Annotated in this window: 17 protein-coding genes; all 17 read right to left on the bottom strand. The window is 62.2% G+C overall.

The annotated features are described in order from the left end of the window. Positions 1-2: 2 nt before the first annotated feature. Positions 3-272 (bottom strand): flagellar biosynthesis protein FliQ, encoded by a 270-nt coding sequence (gene fliQ / locus OH720_RS07975; RefSeq protein ID WP_015096238.1) that lies wholly within the window; start codon positions 270-272, stop codon positions 3-5. After that, a complete protein-coding gene (gene fliP / locus OH720_RS07970; protein ID WP_272605159.1) occupies positions 269-1027 on the bottom strand; it encodes a flagellar type III secretion system pore protein FliP in 759 nt (252 codons plus the stop codon). Before fliP ends, fliQ begins: the two co-directional genes overlap by 4 nt. Continuing rightward, positions 1027-1479: a flagellar biosynthetic protein FliO gene (gene fliO, locus OH720_RS07965; RefSeq protein ID WP_272605158.1), complete on the bottom strand. Its 453-nt coding sequence runs from the start codon at positions 1477-1479 to the stop codon at positions 1027-1029. The genes fliP and fliO overlap by 1 nt, the downstream gene beginning before the upstream one ends. Further along, complete coding sequence (gene fliN, locus OH720_RS07960) at positions 1480-1938, bottom strand: flagellar motor switch protein FliN (protein ID WP_272606416.1); 459 nt, start codon at positions 1936-1938, stop codon at positions 1480-1482. Positions 1939-2000: 62 nt separating this feature from the next. After that, positions 2001-2969, bottom strand: coding sequence for a flagellar motor switch protein FliM (fliM, locus tag OH720_RS07955; RefSeq protein ID WP_272605157.1), 969 nt, complete (start codon positions 2967-2969; stop codon positions 2001-2003). Positions 2970-2978: 9 nt separating this feature from the next. After that, entirely contained in the window at positions 2979-3479 is a 501-nt protein-coding gene (fliL, locus tag OH720_RS07950; RefSeq protein ID WP_272605156.1) for a flagellar basal body-associated protein FliL, read from the bottom strand. Positions 3480-3661: 182 nt separating this feature from the next. Further along, the gene (locus OH720_RS07945) at positions 3662-4951 is read right to left on the bottom strand and encodes a flagellar hook-length control protein FliK (RefSeq protein ID WP_272605155.1); all 1290 of its coding nucleotides are present in this window, start codon (positions 4949-4951) and stop codon (positions 3662-3664) included. Between the two features lie 101 nt (positions 4952-5052). Continuing rightward, entirely contained in the window at positions 5053-5403 is a 351-nt protein-coding gene (locus OH720_RS07940) for an Hpt domain-containing protein (RefSeq protein WP_272605154.1), read from the bottom strand. Between the two features lie 30 nt (positions 5404-5433). Then, the gene (locus OH720_RS07935) at positions 5434-7140 is read right to left on the bottom strand and encodes an ATP-binding SpoIIE family protein phosphatase (protein WP_442967268.1); all 1707 of its coding nucleotides are present in this window, start codon (positions 7138-7140) and stop codon (positions 5434-5436) included. 5 nt (positions 7141-7145) lie between these two features. Continuing rightward, the gene (locus OH720_RS07930; protein ID WP_180202849.1) at positions 7146-7445 is read right to left on the bottom strand and encodes an STAS domain-containing protein; all 300 of its coding nucleotides are present in this window, start codon (positions 7443-7445) and stop codon (positions 7146-7148) included. Positions 7446-7758: 313 nt separating this feature from the next. Continuing rightward, positions 7759-8208 carry a flagellar export protein FliJ gene (fliJ, locus tag OH720_RS07925; RefSeq protein WP_272605152.1) on the bottom strand — a complete coding sequence of 150 codons (450 nt, stop codon included), beginning with the start codon at positions 8206-8208 and terminating at the stop codon, positions 7759-7761. 6 nt (positions 8209-8214) lie between these two features. Further along, positions 8215-9573, bottom strand: a complete 1359-nt coding sequence (gene fliI, locus OH720_RS07920; protein ID WP_272605151.1) for a flagellar protein export ATPase FliI — start codon at positions 9571-9573, stop codon at positions 8215-8217. Further along, complete coding sequence (gene fliH / locus OH720_RS07915; RefSeq protein WP_272605150.1) at positions 9563-10345, bottom strand: flagellar assembly protein FliH; 783 nt, start codon at positions 10343-10345, stop codon at positions 9563-9565. Before fliH ends, fliI begins: the two co-directional genes overlap by 11 nt. Before the next feature lie 4 nt (positions 10346-10349). Further along, positions 10350-11369, bottom strand: coding sequence for a flagellar motor switch protein FliG (gene fliG / locus OH720_RS07910; protein WP_008021334.1), 1020 nt, complete (start codon positions 11367-11369; stop codon positions 10350-10352). After that, complete coding sequence (gene fliF / locus OH720_RS07905; RefSeq protein ID WP_272605149.1) at positions 11362-13149, bottom strand: flagellar basal-body MS-ring/collar protein FliF; 1788 nt, start codon at positions 13147-13149, stop codon at positions 11362-11364. Before fliF ends, fliG begins: the two co-directional genes overlap by 8 nt. 15 nt (positions 13150-13164) lie before the next feature. Next, a complete protein-coding gene (gene fliE / locus OH720_RS07900) occupies positions 13165-13494 on the bottom strand; it encodes a flagellar hook-basal body complex protein FliE (protein WP_272605148.1) in 330 nt (109 codons plus the stop codon). 239 nt (positions 13495-13733) lie between these two features. Next, on the bottom strand, positions 13734-15107 hold the full coding sequence (locus tag OH720_RS07895) for a sigma-54-dependent transcriptional regulator (RefSeq protein ID WP_272605147.1): 1374 nt from the start codon (positions 15105-15107) through the stop codon (positions 13734-13736). Positions 15108-15112: the final 5 nt, after the last annotated feature.

The raw sequence follows: 15112 nt of genomic DNA, 5'->3' as shown, positions 1-15112 counted from the left end.
GCTTAGCCGATGACCTGCGGAATACTGCCGTACAACTGCAGGATGTACTCCATGAAGGTCTGTACCAACCACGGACCGCCGACGATCAGCGTCACCAGCATCACCAGCAGGCGCGGCAAAAAGCTCAGGGTCTGTTCGTTGATCTGGGTGGCGGCCTGGAACATCGCCACCAGCAGGCCCACCAGCAGGCTCGGAATCACCAGCACGGCGACCATCATGGTGGTCAACCACAGGGCTTCGCGGAAAATGTCTACGGCGACTTCAGGCGTCATGGCGAAACACCACCGAAACTGCTGGCCAGGGTGCCGATGATCAATGCCCAGCCATCGACCAGCACGAACAGCATGATTTTGAATGGCAGGGAAATGATCAGCGGCGAGAGCATCATCATACCCATGGCCATCAGCACACTGGCCACGACCAGGTCGATGATCAGGAACGGGATGAAGATCATGAAACCGATCTGGAACGCTGTCTTGAGCTCGGAGGTCACGAAGGCCGGCACCAGGATGGTTAGCGGCGCCTGATCCGGCGTGGCAATGTCGGTACGCTTGGACAGGCGCATGAACAGCTCCAGGTCACTGGTGCGCGTCTGGGCCAGCATGAAGTCCTTGATCGGTACCTGGGCCTTGGCCACGGCATCCTGGGCGGTCATTTTTTCCGCCAGGTAGGGTTGCAAGGCATCCTGGTTCACCCGGTCGAACACCGGGGCCATGATGAACAGGGTCAGGAACAGCGCCATGCCGGTGAGGATCTGGTTCGACGGCGTCTGCTGCAAACCAAGGGCCTGGCGCAGGATCGAGAAGACGATGATGATCCGCGTGAAGCTGGTCATCAGCATGACGAACGCCGGGATGAAACTCAGCGCGGTCATGATCAGCAGGATCTGCAGGCTGACCGAATACTCCTGGGCGCCCTCGGCGTTGGTGCCCAGGGTGATGGCCGGGATCGACAACGGATCGGCGGCGAACGCCAGCGGCGCGGCCAGCACCAGGGCCAGCGTCAAGATGATGCGCAGCGCACCCATTACTTCTTATCCTTCTGATCCTTGCCCATCAGCTCCATCAGGCGCTGGGCAAACTCGGGGGTGGCTTTTTCAGTCCCGCTCGGCACTTGCACCGGCTCCTTGAGCACATGCAACGCGGTGATGGTGCCCGGGCTCAGGCCGAGCAGGATCTGCTCGTTGCCGACCTGCACGAGCATCAAGCGATCACGGGGCCCCAGCGCGCGGGAGCCAATCAACTCGATCACTTGCCCCTTGCCGGCCGGCCCGGCCTGTTGCACCCGGCGCAATAGCCAGGCGAGGAAGAAAATCAGCCCCAGCACCAGCAACAAACCGAACACCAATTGGGTCAACTGCCCGGCCACGCCGCTGTTGACCGCAGGCGCGGCGGCGGCATTGGCGACGGGCTCGGCGGCCAGCACAAGGCACGGCAACGCCAACGCCAATCCCGAGAACAACCCCAGAAGCCTTTTCACTCAGCGCAGCTTCTTGATGCGTTCACTTGGGCTGATCACGTCGGTCAGGCGGATGCCGAACTTCTCGTTGACCACCACCACTTCGCCATGGGCGATGAGGGTACCGTTGACCAGCACGTCCAGCGGCTCACCGGCCAGGCGATCGAGTTCGATGACCGAACCCTGGTTGAGCTGCAACAGGTTGCGGATGTTGATGTCGGTGCTGCCGACCTCCATGGAGATCGACACCGGGATATCGAGGATCACGTCCAGGTTCGGGCCTTCCAGGCTCACCGGGTCGTTGTTCTTCGGCACGCTGCCGAACTCTTCCATGGGCAGCCGGTTGGACGAAGAACGGCCAGCATCGGCGGCCAGCAAGGCATCGATATCGGCCTGCCCGGCGTCGCCGGTTTCTTCAAGGGCCGCAGCCCACTCATCAGCCAGCGCCTGGTCGTCCAGGGTATTCATATCGTCAGCCATCATTTGTCCTCGGCGGGCAACTCTTCAATGAAGAGTGAGTTAATAGGGGAAGTTGCGCCGCTTCAACGGCGCTCGATCGGCTCGATCACTTGCAGTGCAAGGTTGCCCTTGTGCGAGCCCATCTTGACCTTGAAGGCCGGCACGCCGTTGGCGCGCATGACCAGTTCTTCCTGCATGTCCACGGGAATCACATCCCCCGGCTGCATGTGCAGGATGTCGCGCAGCTTCAACTGGCGACGGGCAACCGTAGCGTTGATCGGTACATCGACGTCCAGCACGTCCTGGCGCAAGGCGTTGACCCAACGCTCGTCCTGGTCGTCGAGATCGGACTGGAAGCCGGCATCAAGCATTTCGCGCACCGGTTCGATCATCGAGTAAGGCATGGTCACGTGCAGGTCACCGCCACCGCCATCGAGTTCGATGTGGAAGGTCGACACCACAATGGCTTCGCTCGGGCCGACGATGTTGGCCATGGCCGGGTTCACTTCCGAGTTGATGTACTCGAAGTTCACTTCCATGATCGCCTGCCAGGCCTCTTTCAAGTCGACGAAGGCTTGCTCCAGCACCATGCGCACCACGCGCAACTCGGTCGGAGTGAATTCACGCCCCTCGATCTTGGCGTGGCGGCCATCGCCGCCGAAGAAGTTGTCCACCAGCTTGAACACCAGCTTGGCGTCGAGGATAAACAGCGCCGTACCGCGCAGCGGCTTGATCTTGACCAGGTTGAGACTGGTCGGCACGTACAGCGAGTGCACGTATTCGCCGAACTTCATCACCTGCACGCCACCGACCGCTACGTCTGCCGAGCGGCGCAGCATGTTGAACATGCTGATGCGTGTGTAGCGGGCAAAACGCTCGTTGATCATTTCCAGGGTCGGCATGCGTCCACGGACGATGCGATCCTGGCTGGTCAGGTCATAGCTCTTGACGGTGCCGGGTTCGGCAGCAATATCGGTCTGTACCAGACCATCGTCGACGCCATGCAGCAGCGCGTCGATCTCATCCTGGGACAGCAGGTCCTGCACGGCCATGTCGTGTTCCTACTGCAGTACGAAATTAGTGAAAAGCAACTGTTCGATCACCACTTTGCCGAGTTCTTTCTGCGCCACTTCCTGGACGCTGGCCGTGGCCTTCTGGCGCAACATTTCCTGGCCGACCGGCGAGGCGAGGGTCGCGAAATCCTGACCGGAGAACAGCATCACCAGGTTGTTGCGGATCACCGGCATGTGCACCTTGAGCGCGTCCAGATCCGCCTGGTTGCGCGCGAGCATGGTGATACTCACTTGCATGTAGCGCTGGCGACCGTTCTGGTTGTAGTTGGCCACGAACGCCGGAGCCATCGGCTCGAAAACGGCAGGCTGTTTGCCCACGGGGGTGGTTTCGGCCGCGACGTCAGGCTTGCTCTGGGCACTGTGCATGAAGTACCAGGTCGCCCCCACGGACAAGCCGATCGCCAGCAGCAGCGCCACCACGATCACGATGATCAGCTTGAGCTTGCCTTTGGTTGCGGGGTCTTTTACTGCTGCGTCGCTCTTCGCCATGCCAATAATCCGTCACTATTCGGTTTTTACAGTCGCGCGACAAGGCAGGAGCAAGTGTTATGCCAGAAGCGACCGCGCCTAAAAAGCAAAAGATCGCAGCCTTCGGCAGCTCCTACAGGATGTACACATTCCAATGTAGGAGCTGCCGAAGGCTGCGATCTTTCAGGGGGCGCCGCGAATTATCAGGCGTAGTAGTCGACGGCGCTGGAGCCGATCACATGGGTGGCCGTTGCAGCCACTTCGGCAATGCTCGGGGCGATCTCGTCATCCATCGAATCGAGCCGTCCGCCGCCGGCACTGGTACGTCCACTCTGCGCCTGCTGTTGCTGCGCCTGGTCCTGCGACCCCCGGGACTGGTCGGAAACATTGACGTCGACCTGGCCCATGCCCTGCTGCGTGAACATGTCGCGCAAACGCTGCATCTGGCCGTCCAACGCTTCACGCACGCCCGGGTGCGCGCTCATGAACGTCACCTGGGTCTGCTGATCGGGCACCATGTTCACCCGGATGTCGAGGCGGCCGAGCTCGGCCGGCTGCAACTGGATGTCGGCCGCCTTGAGATTGGCGCTGGACAGGTACATGACCCGGTTCACCACTTCTTCGGTCCAGCCGCTCTGATGCATCGCGATGGGCTGGTTGACCGGCATCGCGTTAGCGGTTTTTGGCGTGGCCGCCTGGGTCAGTGCCGCCAGACGGTTGGCGAAATCGTCGACCCGGGTATCGCTGCTGGCAGACTTGAGGTCCTTGAGCCCCTCATCGATCAGGCCACTGAAGGCATTGTCGCTACCCTGGCCGGTACTGGACTTGTCGGCTTGCACATCGAGCATGTTCGCCATGCCGGCGGCAAAGGCCTGCGCCCCGGTCGGCTCGCCGTCGGCCGGAGTCGGTGCCGCCTTGGGTTGCGCCTGGCTCGAGGCCGAGACATGGCCGCTCTGCTCCATGGCCATGCGCAAGGCTGGCAGGGCGTCGAGCGGGTCGGCTTCGGGATCGAAACCAGCGTCGGTGGCAGGGACGGCCGGGGGGATGATCGATGCCACGATCGCTTCAACGACTGGCGAATCAGCCACAACAGGCGTCGCGACTGCAGGCAACAAAGCTGGATCAACAGGCAAGGCATCGACGACCGTTACCTGCACGGCGTCCGGCGTATCGCTGGCCGGCTGGTCGTCGACTTGCGCCGGTTTATCGGCGGGCAAGCTTTTGCCGCTATCGGCAACGGCAGGCTTTTCGGCGGCAGCGTTATCCTTGTCGACGTCCTTTTTACCGGTGCTGTCCGCCACCTCGTCACGTGGTTGTTTCGAAGGTCCGTCAGCGGTCGCTACAGAGGGGTTTCGGCCTTGTGTGGCGTACACCCGAGAGAAGCTGGACGCCTTGTCCCCGGGCTCGGCGGCGACCTTCGGGGAAGGGGCGGCGGTAGCCTGACTCTTGGCCTGAGCGGTGGCCTGGAGGAGAGAATTGGGGGTAAAGGGCATTGAACGGTCTCCGCTGTACTGGGATCGTAGGTACAGTTGAAAGAGTTGATAGCAAGGGGCGGGCCAGTTTCACCCGATGACGACGAAATACGCCTTACGCTTCAACTTTCTGCCAGGGACCGCTGCCGCTCAGCTTCGTAAAGAGGACGAACGATCGCGAACTCGAGGTCGATTGCAGCAATCAGCTCCTGGATTTGGGAGGACGAAAGCTTTTCAGCGTTCTTCTCGAGCTCACCACATAGCGCGACAAGCTTGACGGCCCCCATATTGCTGCTGCTGCCCTTGAAGCTGTGCGCCACGTCTACCAGTTGCGCAACCTGCACTGCCTTGCGCAGCGACTGCAGGCGCTCTTCGGAATCGGCGAGAAAGGTATCCAGCAACTGCGGATACGCGTCCTCCATGACGTCGCGCAACGCGCTCAGCGCGTCCAGGTCCAGATGTTTGTCAGTCACTTGTTCGCTCCCTGATCAAGAATTTACGGATTATGCCAGAGCCTTCCAGAGAAACTCCACGCGGGCACTTCGACCATCGTCGGACCAGCTTGCATTATGACCCAGCTGACGGATCAGGCTGACGCCACGTCCGGACAGACGGACAGGATCGACGGGGCGCTCCAGTACCCGCCCGACATCGAACCCCTTGCCGCTGTCCTCGACGCGAATCGCCAGGCAACCGCCCTCGCCCTGCGGCGTGACCTGCAAATGCACACGGACATAACCGTCCTGCAGCTCATCCAGGCGTGCATTGCGTTGTTGATAATAGCGAGTAAACCCTGACACATCGCGCTTGAGACTGGAGTCCAGGCCCAGCACCCCGTGTTCCAGGGCGTTGGAGTACAGCTCCGCCAGAACACTGTAGAGCGCCCCGCTTTGAGCCCGCAAACCGTGCACTTCCTGCAGCAACTGCAAGAGGTAGGGCAACGGATTGAAACGTTTGAGCGTTGCGGCGCGAAATTCGAAACTGGCGGACCAGTCCAGGGGGCAGGACTGGCCACTGTCGGAATAGACCGGCACCGGCGCACTCGCCTGCGCGGGCACAGGCAGGCTGACTTCGACCATGCTGACGTCGTCGCGCGCCTCACCGCGAAAGTCTCGCAGCGCCTGCTCAATGTCCTCGAACAAGGTGTCGGGCTGACGATTGGCGGCAAATACCTGCTGCAACCGCTGCACGCCAAACAGCTGTTCATCGGCATCGCAGGTATCGATCACCCCGTCGGACAACAGGAACACCCGATCACCCACGGCCATCGGAAACACTTCGGTGCGATCATCGAAGGTTTGCGGGCTCAGCACACCCAGCGGCAAATGCCGCGCTGTCAGTGGCGTTCGCGTCCCGCTGGCGACGCTGTGCAGGTAGCCATCCGGCATGCCGCCGTTCCAGACCTCCACCGAGCGGCCCTGGAAACTCAGGCACAGCATCGTGGCGCAGCAGAACATGTCCACCGGCAAGATGCGCTTGAGCTTGGCATTCATCTCGCGCAGGGTTTCGGCCAGGCCGTAACCCTTGGCAGTCATGCCGTAGAAGACTTCGGCCAGGGGCATGGCGCCAACGGCGGCGGGCAGGCCATGGCCGGTGAAATCGCCGAGCAGTACATGCATGTCCCCCGCCGGGGTGAACGCGGCCAACAGCAAGTCGCCGTTGAACAATGCATAGGGCGATTGCAGGTAGCGGATGTTGGGCGCATTCAGGCAACCGGAATGGGCCACCTTGTCGAACACCGCCTTGGCCACCCGCTGCTCGTTGAGCAAATATTCGTGGTGCCTGGCGATCTGGTCGCGCTGCTGCAACACCGTGGCCTGCAAGCGCCGCAAGCGGTCCATCGCCTTGATTTTGGCGGCGAGGATCACCTGGTTGTAGGGTTTTGCCAGAAAGTCGTCACCCCCGACCTCCAGGCAGCGGGCCAGCGCCTGGCTTTCCGACAGCGAGGTCAGAAAGATGATCGGCACCAGCGTTTCCCCGGCCAATTCCTTTATCTGAGCGGCCGCCTCGAAGCCGTCCATCACCGGCATCATCGCGTCCATCAGCACCAGTTGCGGGCGTTGCTGGCGAAACATTTCGACCGCTTCGGCGCCATTGGCGGCCGTCAGCACTTGATGCCCCTGGCGGCGGACGATGCTCGACAGCAGCATGCGGTCGGCCGCGCTGTCTTCGGCGATCAGGATCGTCAGCGATTCGAGTGCCGTTTGCACGCTGATCAACTGATGTCGAACAGCTTGTCGAAGTTGGAAATGGCGAGGATTTTCCTCACGTCGCAACTGCTGTTGACCACGCGGATATCGGAATCGTCACCACCGGCGTGATCACGCAACAGCAGCAGCATGCCCAGGGCGGAGCTGTCGAGGTAGGTGGCCTCTTTCAGGTCGACGACGACTTCGGCGAGCGCCTTGTCTTCGTAGGATTGACGAAATTCCTGATGCTTGGCGAAATCGAATCGTCCCTTGACCGATATAGTCAGCTTTTGCCCATCCGGGGAGACTTCCGTAACGACTGACATGTCATGGCTTCCTTGTCTTTGGTAAACCTGCTTGTACAAGGTTTAGCATTTGGTAGAGGTTGGGGCAAGGCAGGAAATTCCGGTGCCTGTCGGATCGCAATCGGTTTGTAGGAGCGAGCGGGCGGCGATCCGACTTGCCCGCGAAGAACGATGACGCGGTGCGGCAGATACACCGCGGCGTCTTGTTCGCCGGCAAGCCTGGCTCCTACAAAGCGAAGAACGATAACGCGGTACGACAGACACACCGCGGCGTCTTGTTCGCCGGCAAGCCTGGCTCCTACAGAGCGGCGAACGATAACGCGGTCCATCTGGTTCAATACGCATCATGGCGCGGCAACCGCTGGGACAATTCATCCAGCAGCTTTTGCTCGCGCTTGTCCTCCAGCGCCCGTGCTTCGTCCTGGTAGCGTTGCACCAGCTTACGCAAGCCTTCGACCCGGGCGAACGCCTGTTGCCAGGTGTCCCGCGCCTTGTTCAGGTTGTTCTGGTGCCAGGCCAGGCTTTGCCGCTGCTGATCGATGGCCGTGCCCAACTGCGCGAGAAAGCCCTGGTAACCCAGCAGCCATTGACCGGACACGCCGCTGCTGCCGCGTACGATCCACTGCTCCTGATAGTCGAGCCGAAAGGCTTCGAGGTCGGCCAGTTTGCTTTCGGCCAGACGCACCTGCCCCTGGAAGTGCCCCAAGCGCTGGGCAGCGGTTTTCTCGGCCTTCTCGGCCATTTCCACCACGGGGGCCAGGCGCCCTGCCCGAGTCTGGGCCATGGCCGGTTAACCGCCCGCCGCGGGCGCGAAGATCGAGGCGAGATACGCTTCGCTTTCGCCCAGGCTAATACTGTCGTTGAGGCCCTGGCGCAGGTATTTGACCAGTTGCGGCTGCAGGGAAATTGCCAGGTCGGTCTCGCGGTCACCGCCGGCGACGTAGGCGCCGACGCTGATCAAGTCGCGACTTTGCTGATAGCGCGACCACAACTGCTTGAAGTACTGCGCCCGGGTCATGTGTTCCGGCGACACCACCGCCGGCATGACCCGGCTGATGGAAGCCTCGATATCGATGGCCGGGTAATGGCCTTCCTCGGCCAGGCGCCGCGACAACACGATGTGCCCGTCGAGCACGCCCCGCGCCGAGTCGGCGATCGGGTCCTGCAGGTCGTCGCCTTCGGACAGCACGGTATAGAACGCGGTGATCGAACCACCGCCCTTCTCGGCATTGCCCGCGCGCTCCACCAGTTTCGGCAACTTGGCGAACACCGAGGGCGGATAACCCTTGGTCGCCGGTGGCTCGCCGATGGCCAGGGCAATTTCCCGCTGGGCCTGGGCGAAACGCGTGAGCGAATCCATCAACAACAGCACGTTCTTGCCCTTGTCGCGGAAATACTCGGCGATGCGCGTGCAGTACATGGCGGCGCGCAGGCGCATCAGCGGCGCATCGTCGGCGGGCGATGCCACCACCACCGAGCGCTTGAGCCCTTCTTCACCGAGGATGTGCTCGATGAACTCCTTGACCTCACGACCCCGCTCGCCGATCAGGCCGACGACGATGATGTCTGCCTCGGTGAAGCGCGTCATCATGCCCAGGAGTACGGATTTACCGACGCCGGTACCGGCGAACAACCCGAGCCGCTGACCGCGCCCGACCGTCAACATACCGTTGATGCAACGAATGCCCACATCCAGCGGCTCGCTGATCGGCTCGCGCTTGAGCGGGTTGATGGTCGGGCCGTCCATGGGCACCCAGTCTTCGGCCTTCATCCCGCCCTTGCCGTCCAGGGCGCGGCCGGCACCGTCGAGTACGCGCCCGAGCATGCTCATGCCCATCGGCAAGCGACCGCTGTCAGACAGGGGAACCACCCGGGCACCGGGGGCGATGCCGGCCACGCTGCCAACCGGCATCAGGAACACCTTGCTGCCGGAAAAGCCCATGACTTCGGCTTCGACCTGCACCGGGTGGTAGCTGTCATCGTTGATAACCATGCAGCGGCTGCCCATGGCCGCGCGCAATCCCTCGGCTTCGAGGGTCAGGCCGACCATGCGCAACAGGCGGCCTTCGAGGATCGGTGCACCCGCTAATTGCGTGGCCTCGGCGTAACTGCCCAGGCGCTTGGCGAAACTGGTGCGTTCAAGGCGCATCGGGCGCCGCCACAGGTTTGCTCACGACGGGCAACTCAAGGCTCAGGTCCGGTGCGGCCGGGTGCAAGGCCTGCTCGTGAAGCTGGTCGAACAGCTTGTCCATCACCTGCGCGACACGGGTTTCGACCGTGGCATCGATGCGGCTGTGCTCGGTTTCGACCCGGCAACCACCGGGCAACAGCGCCTCGTCCTCGACGATGCGCCAGGTTTCCTCATGCCGCTCGCGCAGGGCTTTGACCTGGACGAAATCCTGCGGATTGATGTATAGCCGCACGTTGTCGACGCCCAACGGCAACAGCTTGAGGGCTTCGCGCATGACGTGTTCGATCTGCGTCGAGTCCATGGCCAGTTCGCGCTGAATCACCTGTTTGGTCATATGCCGCACGAGTTCGACCAGAGCCTTTTCAATCTGGGTATCTTGTTCGGCGATGGGCTCGAACAGTTGCGCCATCAACTGTTCAAGAGCGGCGATCTTGGCCGCCAACGCCACCTCGGCCTCCTGACGAACCCTGAGCGTGGTGCTATGGAACCCTTCCTTCTCGCCCACCGCGAAACCTTCGTTGTAGGCTTCCTGGCGAATGCTCTCGAGTTCTTCGAGGGTCAGTGGCTGGACTTCCTCCAGCGGCACTTCCTCCATTTCCGGCGGCTCGGGTTCGGGCTCGGGCTCAGGCTCGGGGGCCGGCGGATCGAAACTGGGCAGCGCCCAGGTATCGAAACCAGCGACATCCCTGGCCCGGATCAGGTCAGAGGGCAGCTCATCGTTCTTGGCCATGGCGTCAGATCATTTCCTCGCCGCCCTTGCCGCCGAGCACGATTTCGCCCGCTTCGGCCATGCGACGAGCAATGGTGAGGATTTCTTTCTGCGCGGTTTCCACATCGCTGACGCGCACCGGGCCCTTGGCTTCGAGATCGTCGCGCAACAGCTCGGCCGCACGCTTGGACATGTTCTTGAAGATCTTCTCCTTGACGTTTTCGTCCGAGCCCTTGAGGGCCAGCACCAGCACGTCGGAAGACACTTCACGCAGCAACGCCTGGATACCGCGATCGTCGACATCGGCCAGGTTGTTGAAGACGAACATGAGGTCTTCGATCTGACCGGACAGGTCTTCGTCGACTTCGCGGATCGAATCCATGAGCTGGCCTTCGATCGAGCTGTCGAGGAAGTTCATGATGTCTGCCGCGCGCTTGATGCCGCCCAGGTTGGTGCGCGACGCATTGGAGTTGCCGGAGAACTGCTTCTCGAGAATCTGGTTGAGTTCCTTTAGGGCCGCCGGCTGCACGGTGTTGAGCGAGGAGACGCGCAGGATGATGTCCAGGCGCACCTTGTGGTCGAAGTTGCCCAGCACTTCACCGGCCTGATCCGGATCGAGGTAGGCCACCACGATCGCCTGGATCTGCGGGTGCTCGTAGCGAATCACGTCGGCGACCGCGCGCGGCTCCATCCACTTCAGGCTGTCCAGGCCGCTGGTATTGCCGCCCAGCAGGATGCGGTCGATCAGGCCGTTGGCCTTGTCTTCGCCCAGGGCCTGGGTGAGCATCTTGCGCACGTAGTCATCGGAACCGACGCCCAGGCTGGTCTGGTCGCCGACGATGTCGACGAACTCGCTCATCACCTGCTCGACCTGCTCGCGGTGCACGTTACCCATCTGCGCCATGGCTACGCCGACACGCTGGACCTCTTTGGGCCCCATGTGGCGCAACACCTGGGCAGCATCGGTTGAGCCCAGCGACAGCAGCAGGATCGCGGCTTTGTCGACCTTGCTCAGTTTGGCGGCAACGGCTCGGTTATCACTCATCTGCGTTAATCCACTCTTTCACGACCTGGGCGACACGACCCGGGTCTTCTGCCACCAGACTCTTGATTGCGTTCAACTGTGCGTCATAGCCTTCGCTCGGGCTCGGCAGCAGGATGCTGGTTGGGCCACCGAGGCTGATACGGTCGTTGGCCAGCTCGCCGTCCAGGCCACCCATGCCACCGAGTTCGACGTCGCTGCCGATGCCCGCCAGTTGCTTGCCTTTGCCGCCACCGGTGATGTTGTTGAGCACGGGGCGCAACACCCCGAACACCAGCACCAGAATGAACAGGATGCCCAGCACCTGCTTGACGATGTCCCAGAACCACGGCTGGGAGTAGAACGGAATATCGGCAATCACTTCACCGCGCTCGGCGGAGAACGGCATGTTGATCACGCTGACGCTGTCGCCACGGCTGGCGTCGAAGCCGACCGCATCCTGGACCAGGCGGGTGAAGCGCGCCAATTCATCGGCAGTCCACGGCGCACGGGTGGTTTCACCGTTGGCCGGGTTGATCTTGACCTGGTCATCGACCACTACCGATACCGACAGGCGATTCAATCGGCCCTGCTGTTGCTTGGTGTGGCTGATGGAGCGGTCGAGCTCGAAGTTCTTGGTCGATTGCTGGCGTTTGTCCGCCGGGTACGGTGCGAGCATTGGCTGGCCGGTGGCCGGGTCCATGACTTGCTGGCCGTTGGCATCGAGCAATGGCTGGCCGGGCTGCACCATGCCGGCCGACGCCGTGGCGCCACCGGTGGTTTGCGGCGCCGAGGCTGGCGACGGTGGCTGGTTGCTCAGGGCACCTGGCACACCCTGGGGGCCGTTGCTGGCGGTACGTTGTTCGTTGACCGACTGCTCGCTACGCAACGCCGGCTGGTCCGGGTTGAATTGCTCGGAGGTGGACTCGACGGCGCTGAAGTCGACGTCGGCCGAGACTTCGGCCTTGTAGCGGTCGTTGCCCAGCACCGGTTGCAGAATGTTGTGCACGCGCTGGGTGAGCATGCTCTCCATGCGGCGGCTGTAATCGAACTGCTTGCCGGCCATGGTCAGTTCGGAGTTTTCCGCCTGATCGGACAGCAGGTTGCCTTTCTGGTCGACGACGGTGATCTGCGATTTGCTCAGTTCTGGAACACTGGTCGCCACCAGATTGACGATGGCCACGACCTGGCCCGGCTCCAGCGAACGCCCGGAATACAGTTCGACCAACACCGAGGCACTCGGCTTGCGCTCATCACGCACGAACACCGAACTTTTCGGGATCGCCAGGTGCACACGGGCACCCTTGACATTGTTCAGGCTGGAAATGGTGCGCGCCAGCTCGCCTTCAAGGCCGCGACGATAACGGGTCGCTTCCATGAACTGACTGGTACCCAGGCCCTGTTCCTTGTCGAGGATCTCAAAACCGATGTTGCCATCGCTGGGAGTGACACCAGCGCCCGCGAGCTTGAGGCGCGCACGGGACAGGTCTTCGGCCTTGACCAGCAAGGCGCCGGAATTGGGTTCGACGCTATAGGCGATATCGGCGGCCGCCAGGGTATCCATCACCTGCTTGGCGTCCATGCCGGCAAGGCTGCCGTACAACGGACGGTAGTCCGGTTGCTGGGACCACAACACCACGGCAAAGCCAATCGCCACGCTCGCGGCCAAGCCGACCAGCAGGCCCACCTGGCGAAGCATGGTCATCTCGGAGAGGTTTTCCAGGAAGGACAACCCGAACAGCGGCGGCTTACCGTCTACGGAGTTGGCCTTGGCCGGAACATTGTCAGCGATTGCATCTGCCATGACTCAATCTCGTCCTTAAACCGGCATCTGCATGATGTCCTGGTACGCCTGAACCAGCTTGTTGCGCACCTGGGTCAATGCCTGGAAAGACACGCTGGCCTTCTGCGAGGAAATCATCACATCGGTGAGGTCGACACCGCTCTTGCCGATCTCGAAGGCATTGGCCAACGCCGATGAAGCCTGCTGGGTGTCGTTGACCTTGTTGACGGCCTGACCGAGCATGTCGGCAAAGCTGCTGCCATTCACTTCCGGGGCGGCGGCAGTCGATTTCGGCGCAGACATGGCGTCCATTTGCATGGCGCGCATATCCAGCATCAATCGATTGAATTCAATACCTTGGCTCATGCTCTACTCTCTCTGGCGGCCCGCAATTTTTTGACGCTCACTCAGCGGGTAACGAGGTGTTAGCAACAAGGGTGCCAGCTCCGCGCCTGCCTCAAACAAAAGGCGTTGCAGCGCATTGCGCCCCCCCTGTAGGAGCCAGGCTTGCCGGCGAAGAACGAAGACGCGGTATTACAGATACACCGCGGCGGCTGGTTCGCCGGCAAGCCTGGCTCCTACAGGTGAGCAAGCCCCCCAGCGTGTCAGGTGGCAAACAAATACGCTTCCACATCCATCCCGGCATCGCGCATCTGCGCCAGCTTGTAGCGCAAGGTGCGTGGGCTGATGCCCAGGCGCTCGGCGGCCTCTTTGCGGCGACCGCGCTCGGTGCGCAAGGTGTCGATGATCATCTGGAACTCGCGGCGCCGCAGATCGTCGCCCAGCGCTCCGCCAGACTCAGCCTCGACCACCACTGGTGTCGCTACCGGCGGCAACGGCGCGCAGGCGATCGGCCCGCTCAGGCAGAAGTCCTGCGGCTCGATGGTGCCGCCCTGATGCAGGATCAGCGCGCGCTGCAGTGCGTTGTCCAGCTCACGCACATTGCCCGGCCACGGATAGGCGATCAGGCACGCCTGGGCCGCGGGCGACAGTCTCGCCGCGGCATGCTTCATTTTATTGACGTGCCTGGCCAACAGTCGCTCGGCCAACGGCAGGATATCGGCGGTACGCTCGCGCAAGGGTCGCCAGGCCAGGGGGAATACCGACAGGCGATAGTACAGGTCTTCACGGAAACGCCCCGCCGCCACCTCCCCCGCCAAGTCCCGGTTGGTGGTCGCGACCACGCGGATATCCAGGGCTATCGGCTTGCGCGCACCGACTCGCTCAACCTCGCGCTCTTGCAGCACCCGCAGCAATTTGGCCTGCAGGCCCAGGGGCATTTCGGAGATTTCATCGAGCAGGATCGTCCCGCCATCGGCCTGTTCGAACTTGCCGGCCTGCGCCGCGATAGCGCCGGTGAACGAGCCCTTTTCGTGACCGAAGAGCGTGGCCTCCAGCATGTTGTCCGGAATCGCCGCGCAGTTGATCGCAATGAACGGCTGACTGGCCCGATGAGAGTGCTGGTGAATGTAACGCGCCAGCACTTCCTTGCCGGTGCCGGATTCTCCGGAAATCAGCACCGTGGAATCACTGCGCGCCACCCGCGCGGCCAATTCCAGCAACTGCGCACTGGCCGGCTCGAACGCTACAGGCCCTTCATGATCAGTGATGCCGACACGGCCCAGCGCATGCCGTGCGACCAGATCGAGCAACGCCTTGGGCTCGAACGGCTTGACCAGGTAATCCGCAGCGCCCTGACGCATCGCATCCACCGCACGCTCGACGGCACCGTGCGCCGTCATCAGCAACACCGGCAGTTGCGGCTGTCGCGCCCGCAGCAACGCGAGCAATTGATGACCATCCATGCCTGGCATGTTGACGTCGCTGACCACCAGATTGAACGCTTCGTCCGCCGCAGCTTCCAGGGCTTCCTGCGCCGACGCCACGGCCTTGTAATCGTGGCCGGCGAGCAACAGCGTGTCTGCCAGCGCCTCGCGCAACGCGCGGTCATCCTCGACCAGTAAAACTTTGATAGCCATGAGCC

Origin of the sequence: Pseudomonas sp. WJP1, from assembly GCF_028471945.1 — a bacterium.
GTDB lineage: Bacteria > Pseudomonadota > Gammaproteobacteria > Pseudomonadales > Pseudomonadaceae > Aquipseudomonas.
This window is presented reverse-complemented; position numbering and strand designations above follow the sequence as displayed.